This window comes from Streptomyces sp. NPDC091682, from assembly GCF_044756625.1.
In the GTDB taxonomy this organism is placed as follows: Bacteria; Actinomycetota; Actinomycetes; order Streptomycetales; family Streptomycetaceae; genus Streptomyces.
Genome location: NZ_JBIVTH010000015.1, coordinates 37612 through 55170, shown reverse-complemented (window position 1 = coordinate 55170; position 17559 = coordinate 37612). Strand labels below are relative to the sequence as shown.

Annotated in this window: 16 protein-coding genes; 11 read left to right on the top strand and 5 right to left on the bottom strand. The window is 72.2% G+C overall.

Annotation, left to right across the window (positions count from 1 at the left end):
• Positions 1-68: 68 nt before the first annotated feature.
• The gene (locus ACIQK6_RS30130) at positions 69-566 is read right to left on the bottom strand and encodes a GNAT family N-acetyltransferase (protein ID WP_329101185.1); all 498 of its coding nucleotides are present in this window, start codon (positions 564-566) and stop codon (positions 69-71) included.
• A gap of 38 nt (positions 567-604) precedes the next feature.
• Here ACIQK6_RS30130 and ACIQK6_RS30125 point away from each other — a divergent pair, with 38 nt between their 5' ends.
• Positions 605-1408: an exodeoxyribonuclease III gene (locus ACIQK6_RS30125; protein WP_329101188.1), complete on the top strand. Its 804-nt coding sequence runs from the start codon at positions 605-607 to the stop codon at positions 1406-1408.
• On the opposite strand, the gene ACIQK6_RS30120 is transcribed toward ACIQK6_RS30125, so the two are convergent.
• Entirely contained in the window at positions 1390-2118 is a 729-nt protein-coding gene (locus tag ACIQK6_RS30120) for a MerR family transcriptional regulator (RefSeq protein WP_402695830.1), read from the bottom strand. The genes ACIQK6_RS30125 and ACIQK6_RS30120 overlap by 19 nt on opposite strands.
• A gap of 172 nt (positions 2119-2290) precedes the next feature.
• Between ACIQK6_RS30120 and ACIQK6_RS30115 the strand changes: the two genes are divergently transcribed.
• The 4 genes from ACIQK6_RS30115 to ACIQK6_RS30100 all read left to right on the top strand — a co-directional run bounded on the left by ACIQK6_RS30115 (position 2291) and on the right by ACIQK6_RS30100 (position 6018).
• Complete coding sequence (locus ACIQK6_RS30115; protein ID WP_402695828.1) at positions 2291-3952, top strand: flavin-containing monooxygenase; 1662 nt, start codon at positions 2291-2293, stop codon at positions 3950-3952.
• The gene (locus ACIQK6_RS30110; RefSeq protein WP_329101195.1) at positions 3949-4881 is read left to right on the top strand and encodes an alpha/beta hydrolase; all 933 of its coding nucleotides are present in this window, start codon (positions 3949-3951) and stop codon (positions 4879-4881) included. The genes ACIQK6_RS30115 and ACIQK6_RS30110 overlap by 4 nt, the downstream gene beginning before the upstream one ends.
• Entirely contained in the window at positions 4878-5762 is an 885-nt protein-coding gene (locus ACIQK6_RS30105) for an SDR family oxidoreductase (protein WP_402695826.1), read from the top strand. Before ACIQK6_RS30110 ends, ACIQK6_RS30105 begins: the two co-directional genes overlap by 4 nt.
• 76 nt (positions 5763-5838) lie before the next feature.
• Positions 5839-6018, top strand: a complete 180-nt coding sequence (locus ACIQK6_RS30100) for a hypothetical protein (protein WP_329101199.1) — start codon at positions 5839-5841, stop codon at positions 6016-6018.
• 109 nt (positions 6019-6127) lie between these two features.
• On the opposite strand, the gene ACIQK6_RS30095 is transcribed toward ACIQK6_RS30100, so the two are convergent.
• Positions 6128-9397 (bottom strand): S41 family peptidase, encoded by a 3270-nt coding sequence (locus ACIQK6_RS30095; RefSeq protein ID WP_329101201.1) that lies wholly within the window; start codon positions 9395-9397, stop codon positions 6128-6130.
• A 152-nt stretch (positions 9398-9549) separates the two neighbouring features.
• Here ACIQK6_RS30095 and ACIQK6_RS30090 point away from each other — a divergent pair, with 152 nt between their 5' ends.
• Together ACIQK6_RS30090 and ACIQK6_RS30085 are read left to right on the top strand one after the other, a co-directional pair.
• The gene (locus ACIQK6_RS30090; RefSeq protein WP_030009853.1) at positions 9550-10140 is read left to right on the top strand and encodes a TetR/AcrR family transcriptional regulator; all 591 of its coding nucleotides are present in this window, start codon (positions 9550-9552) and stop codon (positions 10138-10140) included.
• Between the two features lie 130 nt (positions 10141-10270).
• Positions 10271-12478, top strand: coding sequence for an MMPL family transporter (locus ACIQK6_RS30085; protein ID WP_329101206.1), 2208 nt, complete (start codon positions 10271-10273; stop codon positions 12476-12478).
• Positions 12479-12573: 95 nt separating this feature from the next.
• Here ACIQK6_RS30085 and ACIQK6_RS30080 read toward each other — a convergent pair whose 3' ends face one another.
• Positions 12574-12996: an SsgA family sporulation/cell division regulator gene (locus ACIQK6_RS30080; RefSeq protein ID WP_329101208.1), complete on the bottom strand. Its 423-nt coding sequence runs from the start codon at positions 12994-12996 to the stop codon at positions 12574-12576.
• Between the two features lie 176 nt (positions 12997-13172).
• Here ACIQK6_RS30080 and ACIQK6_RS30075 point away from each other — a divergent pair, with 176 nt between their 5' ends.
• The 4 genes from ACIQK6_RS30075 (at position 13173) to ACIQK6_RS30060 (ending at position 17060) form a co-directional block, all read left to right on the top strand.
• Entirely contained in the window at positions 13173-14237 is a 1065-nt protein-coding gene (locus ACIQK6_RS30075) for an energy-coupling factor ABC transporter permease (RefSeq protein WP_329101210.1), read from the top strand.
• A gap of 1 nt (position 14238) precedes the next feature.
• The gene (gene cbiQ, locus ACIQK6_RS30070; RefSeq protein ID WP_329101212.1) at positions 14239-15000 is read left to right on the top strand and encodes a cobalt ECF transporter T component CbiQ; all 762 of its coding nucleotides are present in this window, start codon (positions 14239-14241) and stop codon (positions 14998-15000) included.
• Positions 14988-15761, top strand: a complete 774-nt coding sequence (locus ACIQK6_RS30065) for an energy-coupling factor ABC transporter ATP-binding protein (RefSeq protein ID WP_402695822.1) — start codon at positions 14988-14990, stop codon at positions 15759-15761. Before cbiQ ends, ACIQK6_RS30065 begins: the two co-directional genes overlap by 13 nt.
• 132 nt (positions 15762-15893) lie before the next feature.
• Entirely contained in the window at positions 15894-17060 is a 1167-nt protein-coding gene (locus ACIQK6_RS30060) for a serine hydrolase domain-containing protein (protein WP_329101216.1), read from the top strand.
• On the opposite strand, the gene ACIQK6_RS30055 is transcribed toward ACIQK6_RS30060, so the two are convergent.
• Positions 17049-17534 carry a YbaK/EbsC family protein gene (locus tag ACIQK6_RS30055; RefSeq protein WP_329101218.1) on the bottom strand — a complete coding sequence of 162 codons (486 nt, stop codon included), beginning with the start codon at positions 17532-17534 and terminating at the stop codon, positions 17049-17051. The genes ACIQK6_RS30060 and ACIQK6_RS30055 overlap by 12 nt on opposite strands.
• Positions 17535-17559 lie beyond the last annotated feature (25 nt).

Here is a 17559-nt window from a genome sequence, read left to right as displayed (position 1 = left end):
CCGCCCCCGGACCCCCGCGCCTCAAGCGCCGGCGGGGCTGGAGTGGCCGGAGGGGGTGGGAGAGTGGCTCAGGCGTCGGTCAGGGGCTTCGTCATGCAGCGGCTGGAGTCGTAGAAGCGGTAGTGGCCGAACTTCGCGGACAGGGCGTAGCCCGAGGAGAGGTACAGGGCTATCGCCTCCGGCTGCTGGTCGCCCGTTTCGAGGACCATGCGGTGGCGGCCCGCCGCGCGGGCGTCCGCCTCCAGGACCGCCAGGATGCGGCGCGCGAGGCCGAGCCCCCGGGCCTCCGGGACGACGTACATGCGCTTGAGCTCCGCGTCGCCGTCCGCGTAGCCCTCGTCGTTCTCGTCCTGGGAGCGCCAGCCGCCGCTCGCCACCGCGGTGCCCGTGGCGTCGTACGCCAGCAGGTACAGGCCGCGCGGCGGGACGAACATCGCCGGGTCGAGGAAGGTGGCGTCGCCCTCACCGTCGTACCGCTCCTGGTACTCCAGCTGGACCTGGTCATTGAGTTTGACCGCGTCCGGGTGGTCGTACGGCACGGTGCGGAGGTCTATCCGGTGAGACATTCGAATATCGTACGGAACCCTCCCGCTATGGTGCTGGGATGCTCACAGTGACCTCCGTGAATGTGAATGGGATCCGCGCCGCCGCCAAGAAGGGCTTCGGGGCGTGGCTCGAGGGATCCGACGCCGATGTGGTCTGCCTGCAGGAGGTACGGGCCGAGGAGGGGCAGATCCCGGCGGACGTCCGGACCCCCGCGGGCTGGCACACCGTGTTCGCGCCGGCCGCCGCCAAGGGACGGGCCGGGGTCGCGCTCTACACGCGGCGGGCGCCCGAGCGCGTGCAGGTCGGGTTCGGCAGTGAGGAATTCGACACCGCCGGACGGTACCTGGAGATCGACCTCCCGGGGGTGACCGTGGCCAGCCTCTACCTGCCCTCGGGCGAAGCCGGGACGGAGAAGCAGGACGAGAAGTACCGGTTCATGGACGAGTTCCTGACGTACCTGGCGGCGCTGAAGGTGCGGGCCGCCGCCGACGGCCGCGAGGTCGTGGTGTGCGGTGACTGGAACATCTGCCACCAGGAGGCCGACCTCAAGAACTGGAAGACGAACCGCAAGAACGCCGGCTTCCTCCCCGAGGAGCGGGAGTGGCTCGGCAAGGTGTACTCGGACGCGGGCTACGTCGACGTGGTGCGGGAACTGCACCCGGACACCGAGGGGCCGTATTCCTGGTGGTCCTACCGCGGGCGGGCCTTCGACAACGACGCCGGCTGGCGGATCGACCTCCAGGTGGCCACCCCGGGGCTGGCGGCGAAGGCCGTGAAGGCCTTCGTGGAGCGGGCCGAGACGCACCCCGAGCGCTGGTCCGACCACGCGCCCGTGACCGTGGTCTACGAGCTGGGCGTCTGACCTGAGTCGGAGTCGGTATCGGCGGCGGTGTCGGCAACGGCGCCGCCCGAGGCCAGCAGGCGGTCCATCGCCATCGTCAGCTCGGCCTCGACCACGCTCTTCGCCAGCGGGCGCAGCCGGGTGAGCGCGTCCGGTGACATGTGGGCCGATATCAGCTCGGTGAAGAGCAGGGCCATCGCGTCCGCGTGCTCGCGGACGCGGCGGCCGGTCTCCAGGACGGCGGCCAGCGGGACGCCCTCGCGGACGAGGGCCGAGGAGACGTCCAGGAGGCGGCGGCTGACGTGCACGATCGCGTCGCCGTCGACGGCGACGTAGCCGAGGTCCAGGGAGGTCGCCAGGTTCTCCGGGGTGACCTCGCCCTCGAAGTAGTCGGCCAGCGCCTCCGGGGTGAGCCGGACCGGAGTCTCCTCGGACCAGCCGATGCCGAGCAGCTCCCCGAGCTGGCCGACGTCGCGGCCGCTCTCGAAGGCGGCGGTCAGCTCGGCGATGCCGCCGAGGGTGTGGCCGCGTTCCAGGAGGGCGACGATGGTGCGCAGCCGGGCCAGGTGGTGGTCGTCGTACCAGGCGATCCGCCCCTCGCGGCGGGGCGGTGGGAGCAGTTTGCGCTCGCGGTAGAAGCGCAGGGTGCGGACCGGGATGCCGGCCGCTTCGGCCAGTTCCTCCGTGCGGTACTCGCGCACCGTCTTCGCTCGCGTCTCTTCCTTCGCCACAGACGCACCTTATGGCGTACCGGCAGTAACTTTCCGGGTCCGCCCCCTACCCATGAGTACGGGGCTGCTCTACCCTCCCGATTGTGCCAGTAATTGCTGGCAGTGTTTCGATGGTGTGGTGCGTTGCGGGCGTTGCGTGGCTGGGACTGCGGATGAGCGGAAGGCGGCGGGCATGGGTGGCACGAGCGGCACGGGCGGGCGCGAGCACGTACGGGTGGCGGTGATCGGGTCCGGATTCGGCGGGCTCGGCGCGGCCGTACGGCTGCGGCGCGAAGGGATCACGGACTTCGTCGTACTGGAACGGGCCGACTCGGTCGGCGGCACCTGGCGCGACAACAGTTACCCCGGGTGTGCGTGCGACGTGCCCTCCCACCTCTATTCGTTCTCCTTCGCCCCCAACCCCGACTGGCCGCGGACCTTCTCCGGGCAGCCGGCCATCCGCGCCTACCTGGAGCACGTCGCCGACACCTTCGGACTGCGCCCGCACATCCGGCTCGACTCCGAGGTGCGGATGATGCGCTGGGACGCCGAGGAGTTGCGTTGGGAGATCGAGACCTCGGCCGGGGAGCTGACCGCCGACGTCGTCGTCTCCGCGACCGGGCCGCTGTCCGACCCGAAGGTGCCGGAGGTTCCCGGGCTCGCCGAGTTCCCCGGCAAGGTCTTCCACTCCGCCCGCTGGGACCATGACTACGACCTGCGCGGCAAGCGCGTCGCCATGATCGGTACCGGCGCCTCCGCCATCCAGATCGTGCCGGCCATCGCCCCCGAGGTGGAGCGCCTCACCCTCTTCCAGCGGACCCCGCCGTGGGTCATGCCCCGTACCGACCGGTCCATCACCGCCGTGGAGCGCTGGCTCCACCGCCAGCTGCCCTTCACCCGGGCGGCGCGCCGCGGACTGCTGTGGGGGATCCGGGAACTCCAGGTCAGCGCCTTCACCAAGCGCCCGAACCAGCTCGGCCTCATCGAGTCCCTGGCCAAGGCCAACATGGCGCGCTCGATCAAGGACCCGGCCCTGCGCGCGAAGCTGACGCCCTCCTACCGGATCGGCTGCAAGCGGATCCTGCTTTCCAGCGAGTACTACCCGGCCCTGGCCCGGCCCGATGTGGACGTGGTGGCCTCCGGGCTCAAGGAGATCCGCGGCTCGGTGCTGGTCGCCGTCGACGGGACCGAGACCGAGGTCGACGCGATTATTTTCGGCACCGGCTTCCACGTCACGGACATGCCGATCGCGGACCGGGTGGTGGGCGCGGAGGGCCAGACCCTCGCGGACGCCTGGAAGGACGGGATGCAGGCGCTGCGCGGGGCCACCGCCGCGGGCTTCCCCAACTGGATGACGATCATCGGGCCGAACACCGGGCTCGGGAACAGCTCGATGATCCTGATGATCGAGTCGCAGCTCAACTACATGACCGACTACCTGCGGCAGCTCGGCATGTTGGGCGGGAAGGTGGCACTCGGCGCCCGACCCTCCGCAGTGAACCGCTGGAACCGGCAGGTGCAGGCCCGGATGGAGCGGACGGTGTGGAACACCGGCGGCTGCACCAGCTGGTACCTGGACGCGCAGGGCCGCAACACGACGGTCTGGCCCGGTACGACCGGCGAGTTCCGCAGGGAGACGCGGAACGTCGATCTGGCGGAGTACGAGGTCCTGCGGGTTGCGGAGCGCGAGCGGGTCCCAGTGGCCGTCTCGGCTGCCGTTGGGCCGAAGCCGGGTCGCTCCCGCGGGGGCTCCGCGGGGTCCGGTGCGGCGCCGTTGCCGGGGGCGCTGCCCCCGGACCCCCGCGCCTCAAACGCCGGCGGGGCTGGAGTTGACGCGGCGGAGGGCGTCGCGTGAGTCGGCCGAGGCACGTCGTCTCCGGGGTCTACGCCCCGCCCGCCGCTCGGCGCGAGCTCGTCGCCGTCTCCGCGGACGGGGCCCGCCTGCACGTCGAGGTCCACGGGGACGAGGACGCACCGGCCGTGGTGCTGGCCCACGGTTGGACCTGTTCCACCGCCTTCTGGGCCGCTCAGACCAGGGCCCTGGCCGCCACCCACCGGGTCATCGCCTACGATCAGCGCGGGCACGGGCGCAGCCCCGCCGTCCGAGCGGCGGGCCACAGCACCACCGCCCTCGCCGACGACCTGGTGGCCGTCCTGGAGGCCGCCCTCGCCCCCGGCGAGCGGGCGGTCGTCGCCGGGCATTCGATGGGCGGCATGACGGTCATGGCGGCCGCGGGTCGGCCGGAGTTCGCCGAGCGGGCCGCCGCCGTGCTGCTGTGCAGCACCGGCAGCTCGCGGCTGGTCGCCGAGGCGCTGGTCCTGCCGGTGCGCGCCGGGCGCGTCCGCACCCGTGTCACCGGTGCGGTCCTCGGCTCCCGCGCTCCCCTCGGGCCGGTCACGCCGGTCGCCCGGAAGGTCCTCAAGTACGCCACCATGGGCCCCGGATCCGCGCCGGACAAGGTCGAGGCGTGCGCCCGTATCGTCCACGCCTGTCCCACCGGGGTGCGGCACGCGTGGTCCCGGGTGCTGGCCGGCCTGGACCTCGACGCCGACGTGGCCCGCCTCACGGTGCCCACCGCCGTCATCGGCGGCACCGCCGACCGGCTCACCCCGATCGTGCACGCCCGCGGGCTCGTCGCCGCGCTGCCGAACTGCGTGGGCCTGACCGAGCTCACCGGGATGGGGCACATGACCCCGGTCGAGGCCCCCGAGGCCGTCACCGCCGCCCTGCGCGAGCTCGCCGATCTGTATCTCGACACCACCGCGAAGGAGAAGACGCCGTGAGCGCTCGCAGGAGTCTGGAAGGCCAGGTCGCCGTCGTCACCGGCGCCGCCCGGGGGGTGGGCGAGCTGCTGGCGCGCAAGTTGTCGGCCCGCGGTGCGAAGGTCGCCCTCGTCGGCCTGGAGCCGGAGGCCCTCAAAGAGGTGTCCGAGCGACTGCACACCGACAGCGACCACTGGTACGCCGACGTCACCGACCACGAGGCCATGTCCCGGGTGGCCGAGGAGGTCAAGCAGCGCTTCGGCAAGGTGGACGTCGTCGTCGCCAACGCGGGCGTGGCCGCCGGCGGGCCGTTCGCCGACTCGGATCCGGACGCCTGGCGCCGGGTGATCGAGGTGAACCTGATCGGCGGGGCCGTCACCGCCCGCGCCTTCCTGCCCGTACTGACGGAGAGCCGCGGCTACTTCCTCCAGATCGCCTCGCTCGCCGCGATCACCCCGGCGCCGATGATGACCGCCTACTGCGCCTCCAAGTCCGGGGTCGAGGCCTTCGCGCACTGCCTGCGCGCGGAAGTCGGCTACAAGGGGGTCAAGGTCGGCGTCGGTTACCTCTCCTGGACCGACACCGACATGGTGCGCGGCGCCGATCAGGACGAGGTCATGCGGGAGTTGCGCCAGCGGCTGCCGTGGCCGGCGAACCGCACGTACCCGCTCGGGCCGGCCGTGGACCGGATCGTCGCGGGCATCGAGCGGCGCTCGCCGCACGTGTACGCCCAGTGGTGGCTGCGCGGCATGCAGGGGGTGCGCGGCTACCTGCCGGGGATGATCGCGACGGTCGGGCAACGTGACATGAAGCGCTTCGGGCCGCGCCTGAGCGGGGTGTCCAAGGGGCTCGTCGGGGCCGGCGGGGCGGCGGACGAGAGGGAGCGCACACAGAGTCACTGATCGAAATGCGACCTTTGTCCGCTCATGCAAGTCTGGTCGAGGCCCTACCACCAACACCCCTCATGGAGTGAACAGCATGGGTATCAAGGACCAGTTCCAGGACAAGGCGCAGGAGCTCAAGGAGAAGGCCCAGAAGGGGCAGAAGCAGCCCGGCAAGGGACCGCAGGACCAGAAGTCCCAGCGGAGCCCGCAGCCGAAGGACTCGCCGCAGCGGTCCTTCGACGACATCCGGGACGAGCTCGACGACCGGACCTAGGCTTCTGGCCCGACCACGACCGGGCCCGCACACAGCGCCGAGGGGCGCGATCCCCGCTGTTCCGGGGATCGCGCCCCTCCCGCATGGCGCCTGCTCGCTCGGCGCCCGCTCACTCCCTCGGCGGCAGCTTCGGACGGCGCCGGTCCGGTACGTCCGTGTAGCCGGGCGGCATCGCGGCCGGGTCCTGTTCGAGCAACTCCAGCGCCAGGTGCACGGCATCGTCCATCTGGGCGTGCCGCCCCTCGGCCCAGTCGAGCGGGGTGCGCAGGATCTCGAAGTCCGGCTCCACGCCGTGGTTCTCGACCGACCACCCGTACTCCGGGAACCAGGCGGCGTTCATCGGCACGGTGATCACCGTGCCGTCGCCGAGGGTGTGCCGGCCGGTCATGCCGACCACCCCGCCCCAGGTGCGTTGGCCCACCACCGGCCCCAGGCCCAGCAGTTTGAAGGCCGCCGTGATCATGTCCCCGTCCGAGGAGGTCGCCTCGTCGGCCAGCGCCACGATCGGGCCGCGGGGCGCGTTGGAGGCGTAGCTGACCGGCTGGGCGTCGCGCGTCAGGTCCCAGCCGAGGATGGAGCGGGTGAGCTTCTCCACCACCAGCTCGCTGATGTGGCCGCCCGCGTTGCCGCGTACGTCCACGATCAGCGCGGGCCGGGACATCTCCATGCGCAGGTCGCGGTTGAACTGCGCCCAGCCCGAGCCGCCCATGTCGGGGATGTGGAGGTAGCCGCACCGGCCGCCGCTGAGCTCCCGGACCACCTGCCTCCGCTTGGACACCCAGTCCTGGTAGCGCAGCGGCCGCTCGTCGATCAGCGGGACGACGGCGACCCGGCGGGAGCGGCCCGATCCCTCCGCGGGTTGGAAGGTCAGCTCGACCGTGGTGCCGCCCGCGCCCGCGAGCAGCGGGTAGGGGCCGGCGACCGGGTCCACCGGCCGGCCGTCGACGTGGGTGAGCACCGCGCCCTCCCGGATGCCGGTGCCGGCGAGCGGGGATCGGGCCTTGGAGTCGGAGGACTCGCCGGGCAGGATCTTGCCGACCACCCATGTCCCGTCCCGGGCCACCAGGTTGGCGCCGAGCAGGCCGATGGCCCGCTGGTAGTGCGGGGGGCCCTCGTTGCGGCGGGCGGGGGAGACGTAGGCGTGCGAGGTGCCCAGTTCGCCGAGGACCTCGCGCAGCAGGTCGGCGAACTCGTCCGGGGAGGCGACCCGTTCGACCAAGGGGCGGTACTGGCGCAGTACGCCGTCCCAGTCGATGCCGCACATGTTCGGTTCCCAGAAGTAGGCGCGGATGATCCGCCCGGCCTCCTCGAAGGCCTGGCGCCACTCGGCCGCCGGGTCCACCTCGTGCAGGATGCGGCGCAGGTCCAGGTAGACCGTCGAGTCGCTGTCGCCCGACTCGGTGGCCGGGACGGCGCGCAGGTCGCCGTCGTCGTTGATCACGAGCCGGGTGCCGTCGCCGCTGACCGCGAACCAGTCCAGTCCCGAGGCCAGTTCGCTCTTGCGGGCCTTGGTCAGGTCGAAGTGCTCCAGGGTGGGCTTGCCGCTGATGTCGTTGGGGTTGGCGAAGGTCTCGCCGAGTGCGCCCGAGATCGGCCAGCGCAGCCAGACCAGTCCGCCGCCGTTCACCGGGTACAGGGCCGAGTACTTGGACGCGCTCACCGGGAAGGGGGTGACGCGGCTCTCCAGCCCCTCCACCTCCACGGTCACGGCGCCGCCGTCGCCGGAGTTGTCCGATTCGCCTTCGACGGGGTCCAGGCCGCCCGCCGCGGGCCGCCCCTCGGCCGAGAGCGCGAAGGGCGAGGGGGTCGCCGACGACAGCGGCACCAGGTACGGGCGGCAGCCCAGCGGGAAGGACAGGTCGCCGGTGTGCACGTCGTAGACCGGGTCGAAGCCGCGCCAGGACAGGAAGGCGAGGTAGCGCCCGTCCCGGGTGAAGACGGGGTTCTCGTCGGCGAAGCGGCCGTTGGTGACGTCGACGACGGTGCGCGCGCCGGGCCCGGAGATGCGGGCCATCTTGATCTGTCGCAGCGAGCGCCCGATGCCGGGGTGCGACCAGGTCAGCCAGGTCCCGTCGGGGGAGAAGGCCAGGTCGGTGACGGGGCCGTTGATGGACCGGATCAGCTCGGTGACCTCGCCGTTCGATTCCTCCGACGCGTCGACGAGCAGCAGCCGCCCGTCGTTCGACGCGATGGCGAGGCGCTCGCCGTCGGGGTCCGCGAGCAGTTCGGTCACGCGGCCCAGCTCGCCCGAGGCCAGCCGGCGCGGCTGCCTGTCCCCGGAGGCCCGGGGCAGGTAGGCGATCTCGATCGCGTCCTCGCCCTCGGCGTCGGTGACGTAGGCGACCTGTCCGCCGCTGCCGAGCATCTCCGGCAGCCGCACCCGTACGCCGGGGGTGTCGGCGATGGTCCGGGCCGGGCCGTCGCGGTGGGTCAGCCAGTACAGGCTGCCGCGCACCACGACGGCGCTGGCCCGCCCGGTGGCGTCGACGGAGAGGGAGTCGACGTGGCTGGCGGCCGGCACCTGGTAGGTGCGCCGGCCGGCGCGCGGGCCGCCGAGGCGGACCTGGAGCTTGCGCGGGGCGGCGCCCCGGTCCAGGGAGTCGACGAGCCAGAGGTCACCGGCGCACTGGTAGACGACCCGCGAGCCGTCGCTGGAGGCGTGCCGGGCGTAGAACTCCTCGTGATCGGTGTGGCGGCGCAGATCGGTGCCGTCGGGCAGGCAGGAGTACAGGTTGCCGATGCCCTCGTGGTCGGAGAGGAAGGCGATCCGGCCGGCCACGAACATCGCGGCGTCCAGGTGTCCTTCGAGGCCCTCCAGGAGCTGGCGCCCGTGCAGCCAGAGCCGGCCCATGGCGCCGCCGCGGTAGCGCTTCCAGGCTGCGGGTTCGTGCGGCGGCTTGCCGGTGAGCAGCAGGCTGCGGTGCTCGCCGTCGACGTCGGCGACCTGGATGTCGGAGACGGGACCCCAGGGCAGACGCCCGCCGGGACTGCCGTCGACGGGCAGTTTGTAGGCCCAGGAGAAGTAGGAGAACGGCTGTTCGTGCGAGGAGACGGCGAGGACGTTGCCGTCGGGGTCCCAGCCGCAGACGCGGGTGTCGGTGGCGCCCCAATGGCTCAGCTGGCGGGCGGGGCCGCCGTCTACGGGGGCGAGGTGGATCTCGGGGTCGAGGCTGCGCCAGGTGGTGAAGGCGATGTGCCTGCCGTCGGGGGAGAAGCGGGGGTGGCCGACGCGGGTCCGGTCGACGGTGATGCGCCAGGCCCGTCCGGGTGTCTGGCCGTCCGGGACCAGCGGGGCGACCCAGAGGTCGTCCTCGGTGGCGAAGCAGAGGAGGTCGTCGTGCAGGTGCGGGAAACGGAGGTACGCGACGTCGTGACTCACCCCCCAATGCTTTCCGCGGAGGGGGGCCCTGGCAACTCGTACAGGTGATCCATGCCACTTACCCAAGCGAAACGGAACGGTTTCGTTTCGCTTGACAGGGGGGTATCGTCTTAAGCGTACGGAACAGTTTCGCTTCGATGGGAGGCACGGACATGACCGAGGCGATGGCGGCTCGGCGTAGCCGGATCACCCCCGAGCGACAGGCCGAACTGCACGAGGCGGTCCTCGACCTCCTGCGTGACGTCGGCTACGAGGCGCTGACCATGGACGCGGTCGCCGCCCGTACGAAGTCCAGCAAGGCCACCCTCTACCGCCAGTGGGGGAGCAAGCCGGAGCTGGTCGCCAAGGCCCTGCGCTGCACGCAGCCGGTCTCGCTCCGCGAGATCGACACGGGCAGCCTGCGCGGGGACTTCGCGCGCATGGTCGAGCACTCCGACGACGCGCAGATGGCCAAGGACACCGCGCTGATGCGGGGTCTGGCCCATGCCGTCCACGAGAGCCCGGAGCTGCACAAGGCCCTGCGCGACCTGCTCGTCGACCCGGAGATCAACGGTCTCCAGACGATGCTGCGGCGCGCGGTGGACCGGGGCGAGATCCGCCCGGACTGTCCCGCGCTCGACTTCGTACCGCACATGCTCATCGGGGCGTTCATCGCGCTCCCGCTGATCGAGGACCGCTCGGTGGACCGGGCCTTCCTCGGTGACTTCATCGACGCCGTCGTCTTCCCCGCCCTCGGCGTCTGATCCTCACTCCTCCCCGTCCCCGGCACCGCCCTCTGCTGCTCCTGACACGCCGCTCTCGTCGTCGGGCCGGCTCTTCACGCCCTGATCCGATCCGGATCCATCCCACGACCTGAACGGGAGAACCACCGACGTGGCTACCTTCCTCTACCGACTCGGCAGAGGCGCCTTCCGGCGCCGCGGTCTCGTCGCCCTCCTCTGGGTGGCACTGCTGCTCGCCGCCGGCCTCGGCGCCGCCTCGGCGGCCGCGCCCACCTCCGGCTCGTTCTCGATACCCGGTTCGGAGGCCCAGAAGGCCTTCGACCTGCTGGACGAGCGCTTCCCGGGCATGTCCGCCGACGGCGCCACCGCCCGCATCGTCATCAAGGCCCCCGAAGGCGCCAAGGTCACCGACCCCGGCCCCAAGGCCGAGGTCCAGAAGATCGTCTCGGGTCTGAAGACCGGACCCGGCGCGGCCGAGATCGCCTCCGTCGCCGACCCGTACGAGGTCCAGGCCGTCAGCCAGGACGGCTCCACCGCCTACATCAGCGCCAAGTACACCGTCAGCGGCATGGGGCTGCAGAAGGACACCCGCGAGGCGCTCAAGAGTTCGGGCGAGGCCGCCAAGGCCGCCGGGCTGAACGTCCAGATCGGTGGCGACGCGCTGACGCCGGTCCCCGAGACGGGCTCCGGCGAGATCATCGGCATCGCGGTCGCCGCGATCGTCCTCGTCATCACCTTCGGCTCCCTCGTCGCCGCCGGTCTGCCGCTGCTGACCGCGATCATCGGCGTGGGCATCGGCGTCTCCTCCATCACCGCGTTGGCCAACGTGCTGGACCTCGGCAACACCACCGCCACGCTCGCGACGATGATCGGCCTCGCGGTCGGCATCGACTACGCCCTCTTCATCGTCTCCCGCTACCGCGTGGAGCTCGCCGAGGGCCGTGAGCGGGACGAGGCCGCCGGCCGCGCCGTCGGAACTGCTGGTTCCGCCGTCGTCTTCGCCGGTCTGACCGTGGTCATCGCCCTGGTGGGCCTGGCCGTCGTCAACCTCCCCATGCTGACCAAGATGGGCTTCGCGGCCGCGGGCACCGTGGTCATCGCCGTGCTCGTCGCACTGACCCTGGTCCCGGCCGTCCTCGCCTTCGCGGGCAAGAAGGTGCTGCCCGCGGGCGAGAAGAGCCGGCTGTTCGGCAAGGGCAAGCCGGCGGGCGCCGAGCAGAAGGCCAACGGCGGCACCCGCTGGGCCCGCTTCGTCATGCGCCGCCCCGTCATGGTGCTGCTGGCCGGTGTGATCGGCCTCGGCGTCATCGCCTTCCCGGCGAGCAAGCTGGAGATGGGCCTGCCCGACGACGGCGCCCAGCCGGTCTCCACCACCCAGCGCCAGGCGTACGAACTGCTGTCCGACGGCTTCGGCCCGGGCTTCAACGGCCCGCTGATTGTGGTCGTCGACGGCGACAAGGCCCTCGCCGACTCCACCGTCGACCGGATCAAGGGCCTGGACGGGGTCGTCGCGGTCACCCCGCCGACCCTCAACGAGGCCGGCGACGCCGCGGTGATCACCGTGATCCCGAAGGACCGCCCCTCCTCCACGCACACCGAGGAACTCGTCCACGAGATCCGCGACGGCAGCGGGGACGACGTCCTCGTCACCGGCGCCGCCGCGGTGAACATCGACTTCTCGCAGAAGATGAACGACGCGCTGCTGCCCTACCTGGCACTCGTCGTCGGCCTCGCCTTCCTGCTGCTGATGCTCGTCTTCCGCTCGGTCCTGGTCCCGCTCAAGGCGGCCCTCGGCTTCCTGCTCTCGGTCGTCGCCGCCCTCGGCGCCGTCGTCGCGGTCTTCCAGTGGGGATGGCTCAGCTCGGTCTTCGGGGTGGAGCAGACCGGCCCGATCATGTCGCTGATGCCGATCTTCATGGTGGGCGTCGTCTTCGGCCTGGCCATGGACTACGAGGTCTTCCTCGTCACCCGGATGCGCGAGGCGTACGTCCACGGCGAGCGCCCGGGCCAGGCCGTGGTCACCGGCTTCCAGTACAGCGCGCGGGTCGTCGTGGCCGCCGCCGTCATCATGATCGCCGTCTTCGCCGGCTTCTTGGGAGCCAGCGACCAGATGGTCAAGATGATCGGCTTCGGTCTGGCCGTCGCCGTCTTCTTCGACGCCTTCGTGGTCCGCATGGCCATCGTCCCGGCGGTGCTCGCCCTGCTCGGGCACAAGGCCTGGTGGCTGCCGAAGTGGCTGGACCGGCTGCTGCCGAACGTGGACGTGGAGGGCGAGAGCCTGCGCAAGCACCTGGAGTCCGCGCAGTCCCCCGAGGGCCCGAAGGGTCCGGACAAGGACCGCGAACTCGTCGGGGCCTGACCCTGCCGGCTCCGCACCGGCCGACAGGACGGCCCGGCCCCGTACCGCCCGATGACCGGGCGGTACGGGGCCGGGCCCTTTCCGGCCGGACCCCGTTAGGCCCGACGGGTGGCGGCGGCCGCGGGGGCGTAGGTGCGCCGCAGGAACCGGCGCAGCGCGGCGATGTCGAACTGGACGACGGCGACCCCGTCGGGGGAGTGGAACTCGACGACTGCCTGGACGCGGCCGCAGGGCCAGACGCGTACGTCTCCGGTCCCGGTCGGTGCCTGGAGGCCCGCCTCCAGGAGGGCGCGGGGGAAGACCCACTCGTTGTCGGTGCCCTCAGGGGACAGGCCCGCCGGGAAGACGATCCGTACGGCCAGCGGCTCGGCGGCGGCGAAGCGCAGGGCGACCGGGATGGCCCGGTAGAGGGGATCGTCCGTGATGACGCGGGCACGGACCCGTTCCTCGACGGTGGTGACCGTGGCGGTGGTGGTCGCGGTGACGGTCGCTGGGGGATTCTCGGCGGTGGCTGACATCGACAAGACTCCTCGAAATCAGAACATTTGCGTCCCTTTGTCCCGTCCAGCCTCGCACATTCCCACGAAACCGCACGGATCCATTTGTGATGCGACCGCTCTTGCCAATGGTTTGCAACTGGGCACTATGGTTGAACAGCTAAAGACTGCATAAGACGCGGAAGCGGAGCCCCTCCATGCATGTGCCCGACGGATTCATCAACGCACCCGTCTCGGTGGCCGCCGGAGTGGTGGCCGCCGCCGCCGTGGCGGTCAGCCTCCGGGGCGCCCGCCGTGAGCTCGACGAGCGCACCGCGCCGCTCGCCGGCCTCGTCGCCGCCTTCATCTTCGCCGTCCAGATGCTGAACTTCCCGGTCGCGGCCGGCACCAGCGGCCATCTCCTGGGCGGGGCGCTCGCCGCGATACTCGTCGGCCCCTACACCGGCGTGCTGTGCGTGTCCGTCGTCCTGCTCATGCAGGGCATCCTCTTCGCCGACGGCGGCCTGACCGCCCTCGGCGTGAACATCACCGTCATGGGCGTCGTCACCGTCGTCGTCGCCTACGCGATCTTCCGCGGGCTGCTCGGGATCCTGCCGCCCACCCGCCGCTCCGTCACCGCGGCCGCCTTCACCGGAGCCCTACTCTCGGTGCCGGCCGCGGCCGCCGTCTTCACCCTCGTCTACGCCGTCGGCGGTACCACCGACGTGCCCATCGCCAAGGTGTTCACCGCCATGGTCGGCGTGCACGTCCTCATCGGCATCGGCGAGGCCGCCATCACCGCCGCGACCGTCGGCGCCGTGATCGCCGTACGTCCCGACCTGGTGCACGGGGCCCGCGGGCTGACCTCGCGCCTGAAGCTGCGCGTCGGCGGCGAGCTCGTCGACGCACCGGCCGCGGCCGCCGTGCCCGCCGGCGCCGGCGCCGGCTCGACGAAGAAGGTGTGGGTGACCGGCCTGGTCACCGCCCTCGTGCTCGCCGGTTTCGTCTCCTTCTACGCCTCCGCCAACCCCGACGGCCTGGAGAAGGTCGCCGCGGACAAGGGCATCGACGAGAAGGTGGAGGAGCACGCCGCCGCGAACTCCCCGCTCGCCGACTACAGCGTCAAGGACGTCGACGACGCCCGCCTGTCCGGCGGACTCGCCGGGGTCATCGGCGTCGGCGTGACCGTCGTCGCCGGCACCGGAGTCTTCTGGGCCGTGCGCCGCCGCCGGACGGAAGACCTCACCGCCACCTCCACCGCCACCTCCGCATCGGCGGGCTGACATGGGGGCCGGCCACGCCCACAAGCTCTACCGCCACGGCCACTCGCCGGTCCACGACCTGCCCGCGCACTGCAAGCTCGCCGCGACCCTGGCCTTCGTCGTGGTCGTCGTGTCCACCCCGCGCGAGGCGGTGTGGGCCTTCGGCCTGTACGCCGCCCTCCTCGCCGGAGTGGCCGCCGTCGCCCGGATCCCGGCCGGCTTCCTGCTCCGGCGGCTGCTGATCGAGGTGCCCTTCGTCGCCTTCGCCGTGCTCATGCCCTTCGTGGCCGAAGGCGAGCGGGTGCAGGTGCTCGGCATGTCGCTCAGCGTCTCGGGCCTCTGGGGCGCCTGGAACGTCCTCGCCAAGGGAACCCTCGGCGTGGCCGCGTCCGTCCTGCTCGCCTCGACCACCGAACTGCGGGCCCTGCTGCTGGGCCTCCAACGACTGAAGCTGCCGCCCCTGCTCGTCCAGATCGCCTCCTTCATGATCCGCTACGGCGACGTGATCAGCGACGAGCTGCGCCGGATGTCCATCGCCCGCCGCTCCCGCGGCTTCGAGGCCAGCGGGATCAAACACTGGGGAGTGCTGGCCAAGACCGCCGGCGCGCTCTTCATCCGCTCCTACGAACGCGGCGAGCGCGTCTACCTCGCGATGGTCAGCCGCGGCTACGCCGGCTCCATGCCGGTGATCGACGAGGTCGTGGCCACGCGCGCCCAGTGGGCCCGCGCGGCCGTGCTCCCGGTGACGGCCCTCGCCGTCTGTCTGATGGGATGGACCCTGTGACCCGTACTCCCTCCCTCGCAGTCGCCGGCCTCGCCTACGCCTACCCGGACGGCCACCAGGCCCTCTTCGGGGTGGACCTCACCGTCGGGCAGGGGGAGCGGGTCGCCCTGCTCGGACCCAACGGCGCGGGCAAGACCACCCTGGTCCTGCACCTCAACGGAATCCTCTCCGGCGGGGTCGGCACCGTGGCCGTCGCCGGACTGCCCGTGGAGAAGCGGAACCTCGCCGAGATCCGCCGCCGGGTAGGGATCGTCTTCCAGGACCCCGACGACCAGCTGTTCATGCCGACCGTCCGCGAGGACGTGGCCTTCGGCCCGGCGGCGGCCGGAATGCGCGGCGCCGAGCTGGAGGAGCGGGTCAGGGCGGCCCTGGACCAGGTCGGGATGGCGGACTTCGCCGACCGGCCGCCGCACCACCTGTCCTTCGGCCAGCGCCGCCGCGTCGCGGTGGCGACCGTACTGGCCATGCGGCCCGAGATCCTGGTCCTGGACGAGCCCTCGTCCAATCTGGACCCCGCCTCGCGCCGCGAGCTCGCGGACATCCTGCGCTCGCTGGACGTGACCGTGCTGATGGTGACGCACGACCTGCCGTACGCGCTGGAACTGTGCCCGCGCTCGGTGGTCCTCAGCGAGGGCGTCATCGCGGCGGACGGCCGTACGCAGGACCTCCTGTGCGACGACGAGCTGATGCGGGCCCACCGGCTGGAGCTCCCGTTCGGCTTCGACCCGCGCACGCCCCTCCTGACGCGCCCCCCGCACTGATCGGCGACCGGACGCTGCCCGGACACGGCCCCGGGGGAGGCCGGGGGGACCCGGGGAAGCAGGGTCGTCCGGCGGGTGTTGCACTGTGACGCGGGCGCCGTCGGGGCGCCGCGGCAGGTGCGGGGAGTAGACGTGGATGTCCACGGGACGGTGACGGAGGGCTTCGAGCCCGTCAGGGACGCGTTCGTACGCAACTTCGAGTTGCTCGGGGACCGGGGCGCGGCCGTGGCCGTGTACCGCGACGGCCGCAAGGTCGTCGACCTGTGGGGCGGCACCCGCGACGCGGAGGGCACCGAGCCCTGGACCGAGGGCACCGCGCAGATCGTCCGCTCCGCCACCAAGGGCGTGGCGGCCGCCGTGCCGCTGCTGCTGCACCAGCGCGGACTACTGGACCTGGACGCGCCGGTGGGCTCGTACTGGCCCGAGTTCAAGACGGGCGGCAAGGAGCGGATCCTGGTCCGCGACGTGCTCGCGCACCGCGCCGGCATACCGGCGCTGGACCGGGGGCTGAGCGCCGCCGAGGCCGCCGACGGGGTGTCCGGGGCGCACGCGGTCGCCGCCCAGCAGCCGTTCTGGGAGCCGGGCAGCGAGCACGGCTACCACGCGCAGACCTACAGCTGGCTGCTGTCCGAGCTGGTGCTGCGGGCGACCGGCCGCACGGTGGGCGGCATCCTCGCGGAGGAGATCGCCGAACCGCTGGGGCTGGAGTTCTGGATCGGCCTGCCGGAGACCGAGGCGCACCGGGTGGGCCGGGTGGCGCCGGTCGAGCCGCCGGAGGGCGCGGGCACGCTGCGGACCCGGCCGCGGCGCAACGTCTCCGAGGCCTACGCCGACCCGGACTCCCTCACCCGCCGGGCCTTCGCCGCCATCGCACCGCTGCCCGACGAGAACGACCCCGCCTACCGGGCCGCAGAGCTCCCCGCCTCGAACGGCATCGGGACGGCCCGCGCCCTGGCCCGGTTCTACGGGGCCTCCATCGGCGTGGTCGAGGACGGTGCGCGGATCTTCACTCCGGCCACCACCGCGTTGGCCGCCCGGGAGCACTCCGCCGGACCGGACCGGGTGCTGGTCGTGAACACCCGCTTCGGCCCCGGCTACATGCTGCACGGCCCGGCCTCCCCGCTGCTCTCGCCGGCCTCATTCGGGCACCCCGGTCGCGGCGGCTCCCTGGCCTTCGCGGACCCGGAGGCGGGCATCGGCTTCGGCTACGTCACCAACGCCCTGGCCAAGTCGGTCACCGCGGACTCCCGGGCGCAGGCCCTGGTCCGGGCCCTGAAGTCGGCCCTGTCAGCTTTCTGAGGGCCGCTCGCGCACGTCCGCCAGTGCGGCCCCCGCGTGGGCGATGAGCTCGTCCGGGGCCATCGGGAACACCGTGGTCGGGGTACCGGCCGCCGCCCAGATCTCCTCGTGGGCCAACAGCGACCGGTCGGCCAGCACCCGGGTGCGCGTACGGTGCCCGAAGGGCGGGACCCCGCCGATCGCGTAGCCCGTGGTCTCCCGGACCAGTGCGGCATCGGCCCGCGTCACCTTCCCGGCGCCGAGCTCGTGGCGCACGGCCTCCACGTCCACCCGGGAGGCCCCGTCCATGAGGACCAGCACCGGGACCCCGTCCGCCGCGAAGACCAGCGACTTGACGATCTGGCTCAGCTCGCAGCCGATCGCGGCCGCCGCGTCGGCGGCCGTACGGGTCCCTTCGGGAAAGCTCCGGACGGTGAGGTCGAGGCCCAGCTCGGCGAGGGCCTCGGCGAACAGGGGGTGCGCGGACGTCGTCATGGCGCGACGTTAGCGCCGTCCGGTG

What these genes read in the sequence shown, in the direction of transcription:
- cbiQ (WP_329101212.1), top strand. Translation starts at nt 14,239, where the DNA reads ATGGGGGCCGGCCACGCCCACAAGCTCTACCGCCACGGCCACTCGCCG.
- ACIQK6_RS30055 (WP_329101218.1), bottom strand. Translation starts at nt 17,534, where the DNA reads ATGACGACGTCCGCGCACCCCCTGTTCGCCGAGGCCCTCGCCGAGCTG.
- ACIQK6_RS30130 (WP_329101185.1), bottom strand. Translation starts at nt 566, where the DNA reads ATGTCTCACCGGATAGACCTCCGCACCGTGCCGTACGACCACCCGGAC.
- ACIQK6_RS30075 (WP_329101210.1), top strand. Translation starts at nt 13,173, where the DNA reads ATGCATGTGCCCGACGGATTCATCAACGCACCCGTCTCGGTGGCCGCC.
- ACIQK6_RS30090 (WP_030009853.1), top strand. Translation starts at nt 9,550, where the DNA reads ATGACCGAGGCGATGGCGGCTCGGCGTAGCCGGATCACCCCCGAGCGA.
- ACIQK6_RS30065 (WP_402695822.1), top strand. Translation starts at nt 14,988, where the DNA reads ATGGACCCTGTGACCCGTACTCCCTCCCTCGCAGTCGCCGGCCTCGCC.
- ACIQK6_RS30080 (WP_329101208.1), bottom strand. Translation starts at nt 12,996, where the DNA reads ATGTCAGCCACCGCCGAGAATCCCCCAGCGACCGTCACCGCGACCACC.
- ACIQK6_RS30115 (WP_402695828.1), top strand. Translation starts at nt 2,291, where the DNA reads ATGGGTGGCACGAGCGGCACGGGCGGGCGCGAGCACGTACGGGTGGCG.
- ACIQK6_RS30125 (WP_329101188.1), top strand. Translation starts at nt 605, where the DNA reads ATGCTCACAGTGACCTCCGTGAATGTGAATGGGATCCGCGCCGCCGCC.
- ACIQK6_RS30100 (WP_329101199.1), top strand. Translation starts at nt 5,839, where the DNA reads ATGGGTATCAAGGACCAGTTCCAGGACAAGGCGCAGGAGCTCAAGGAG.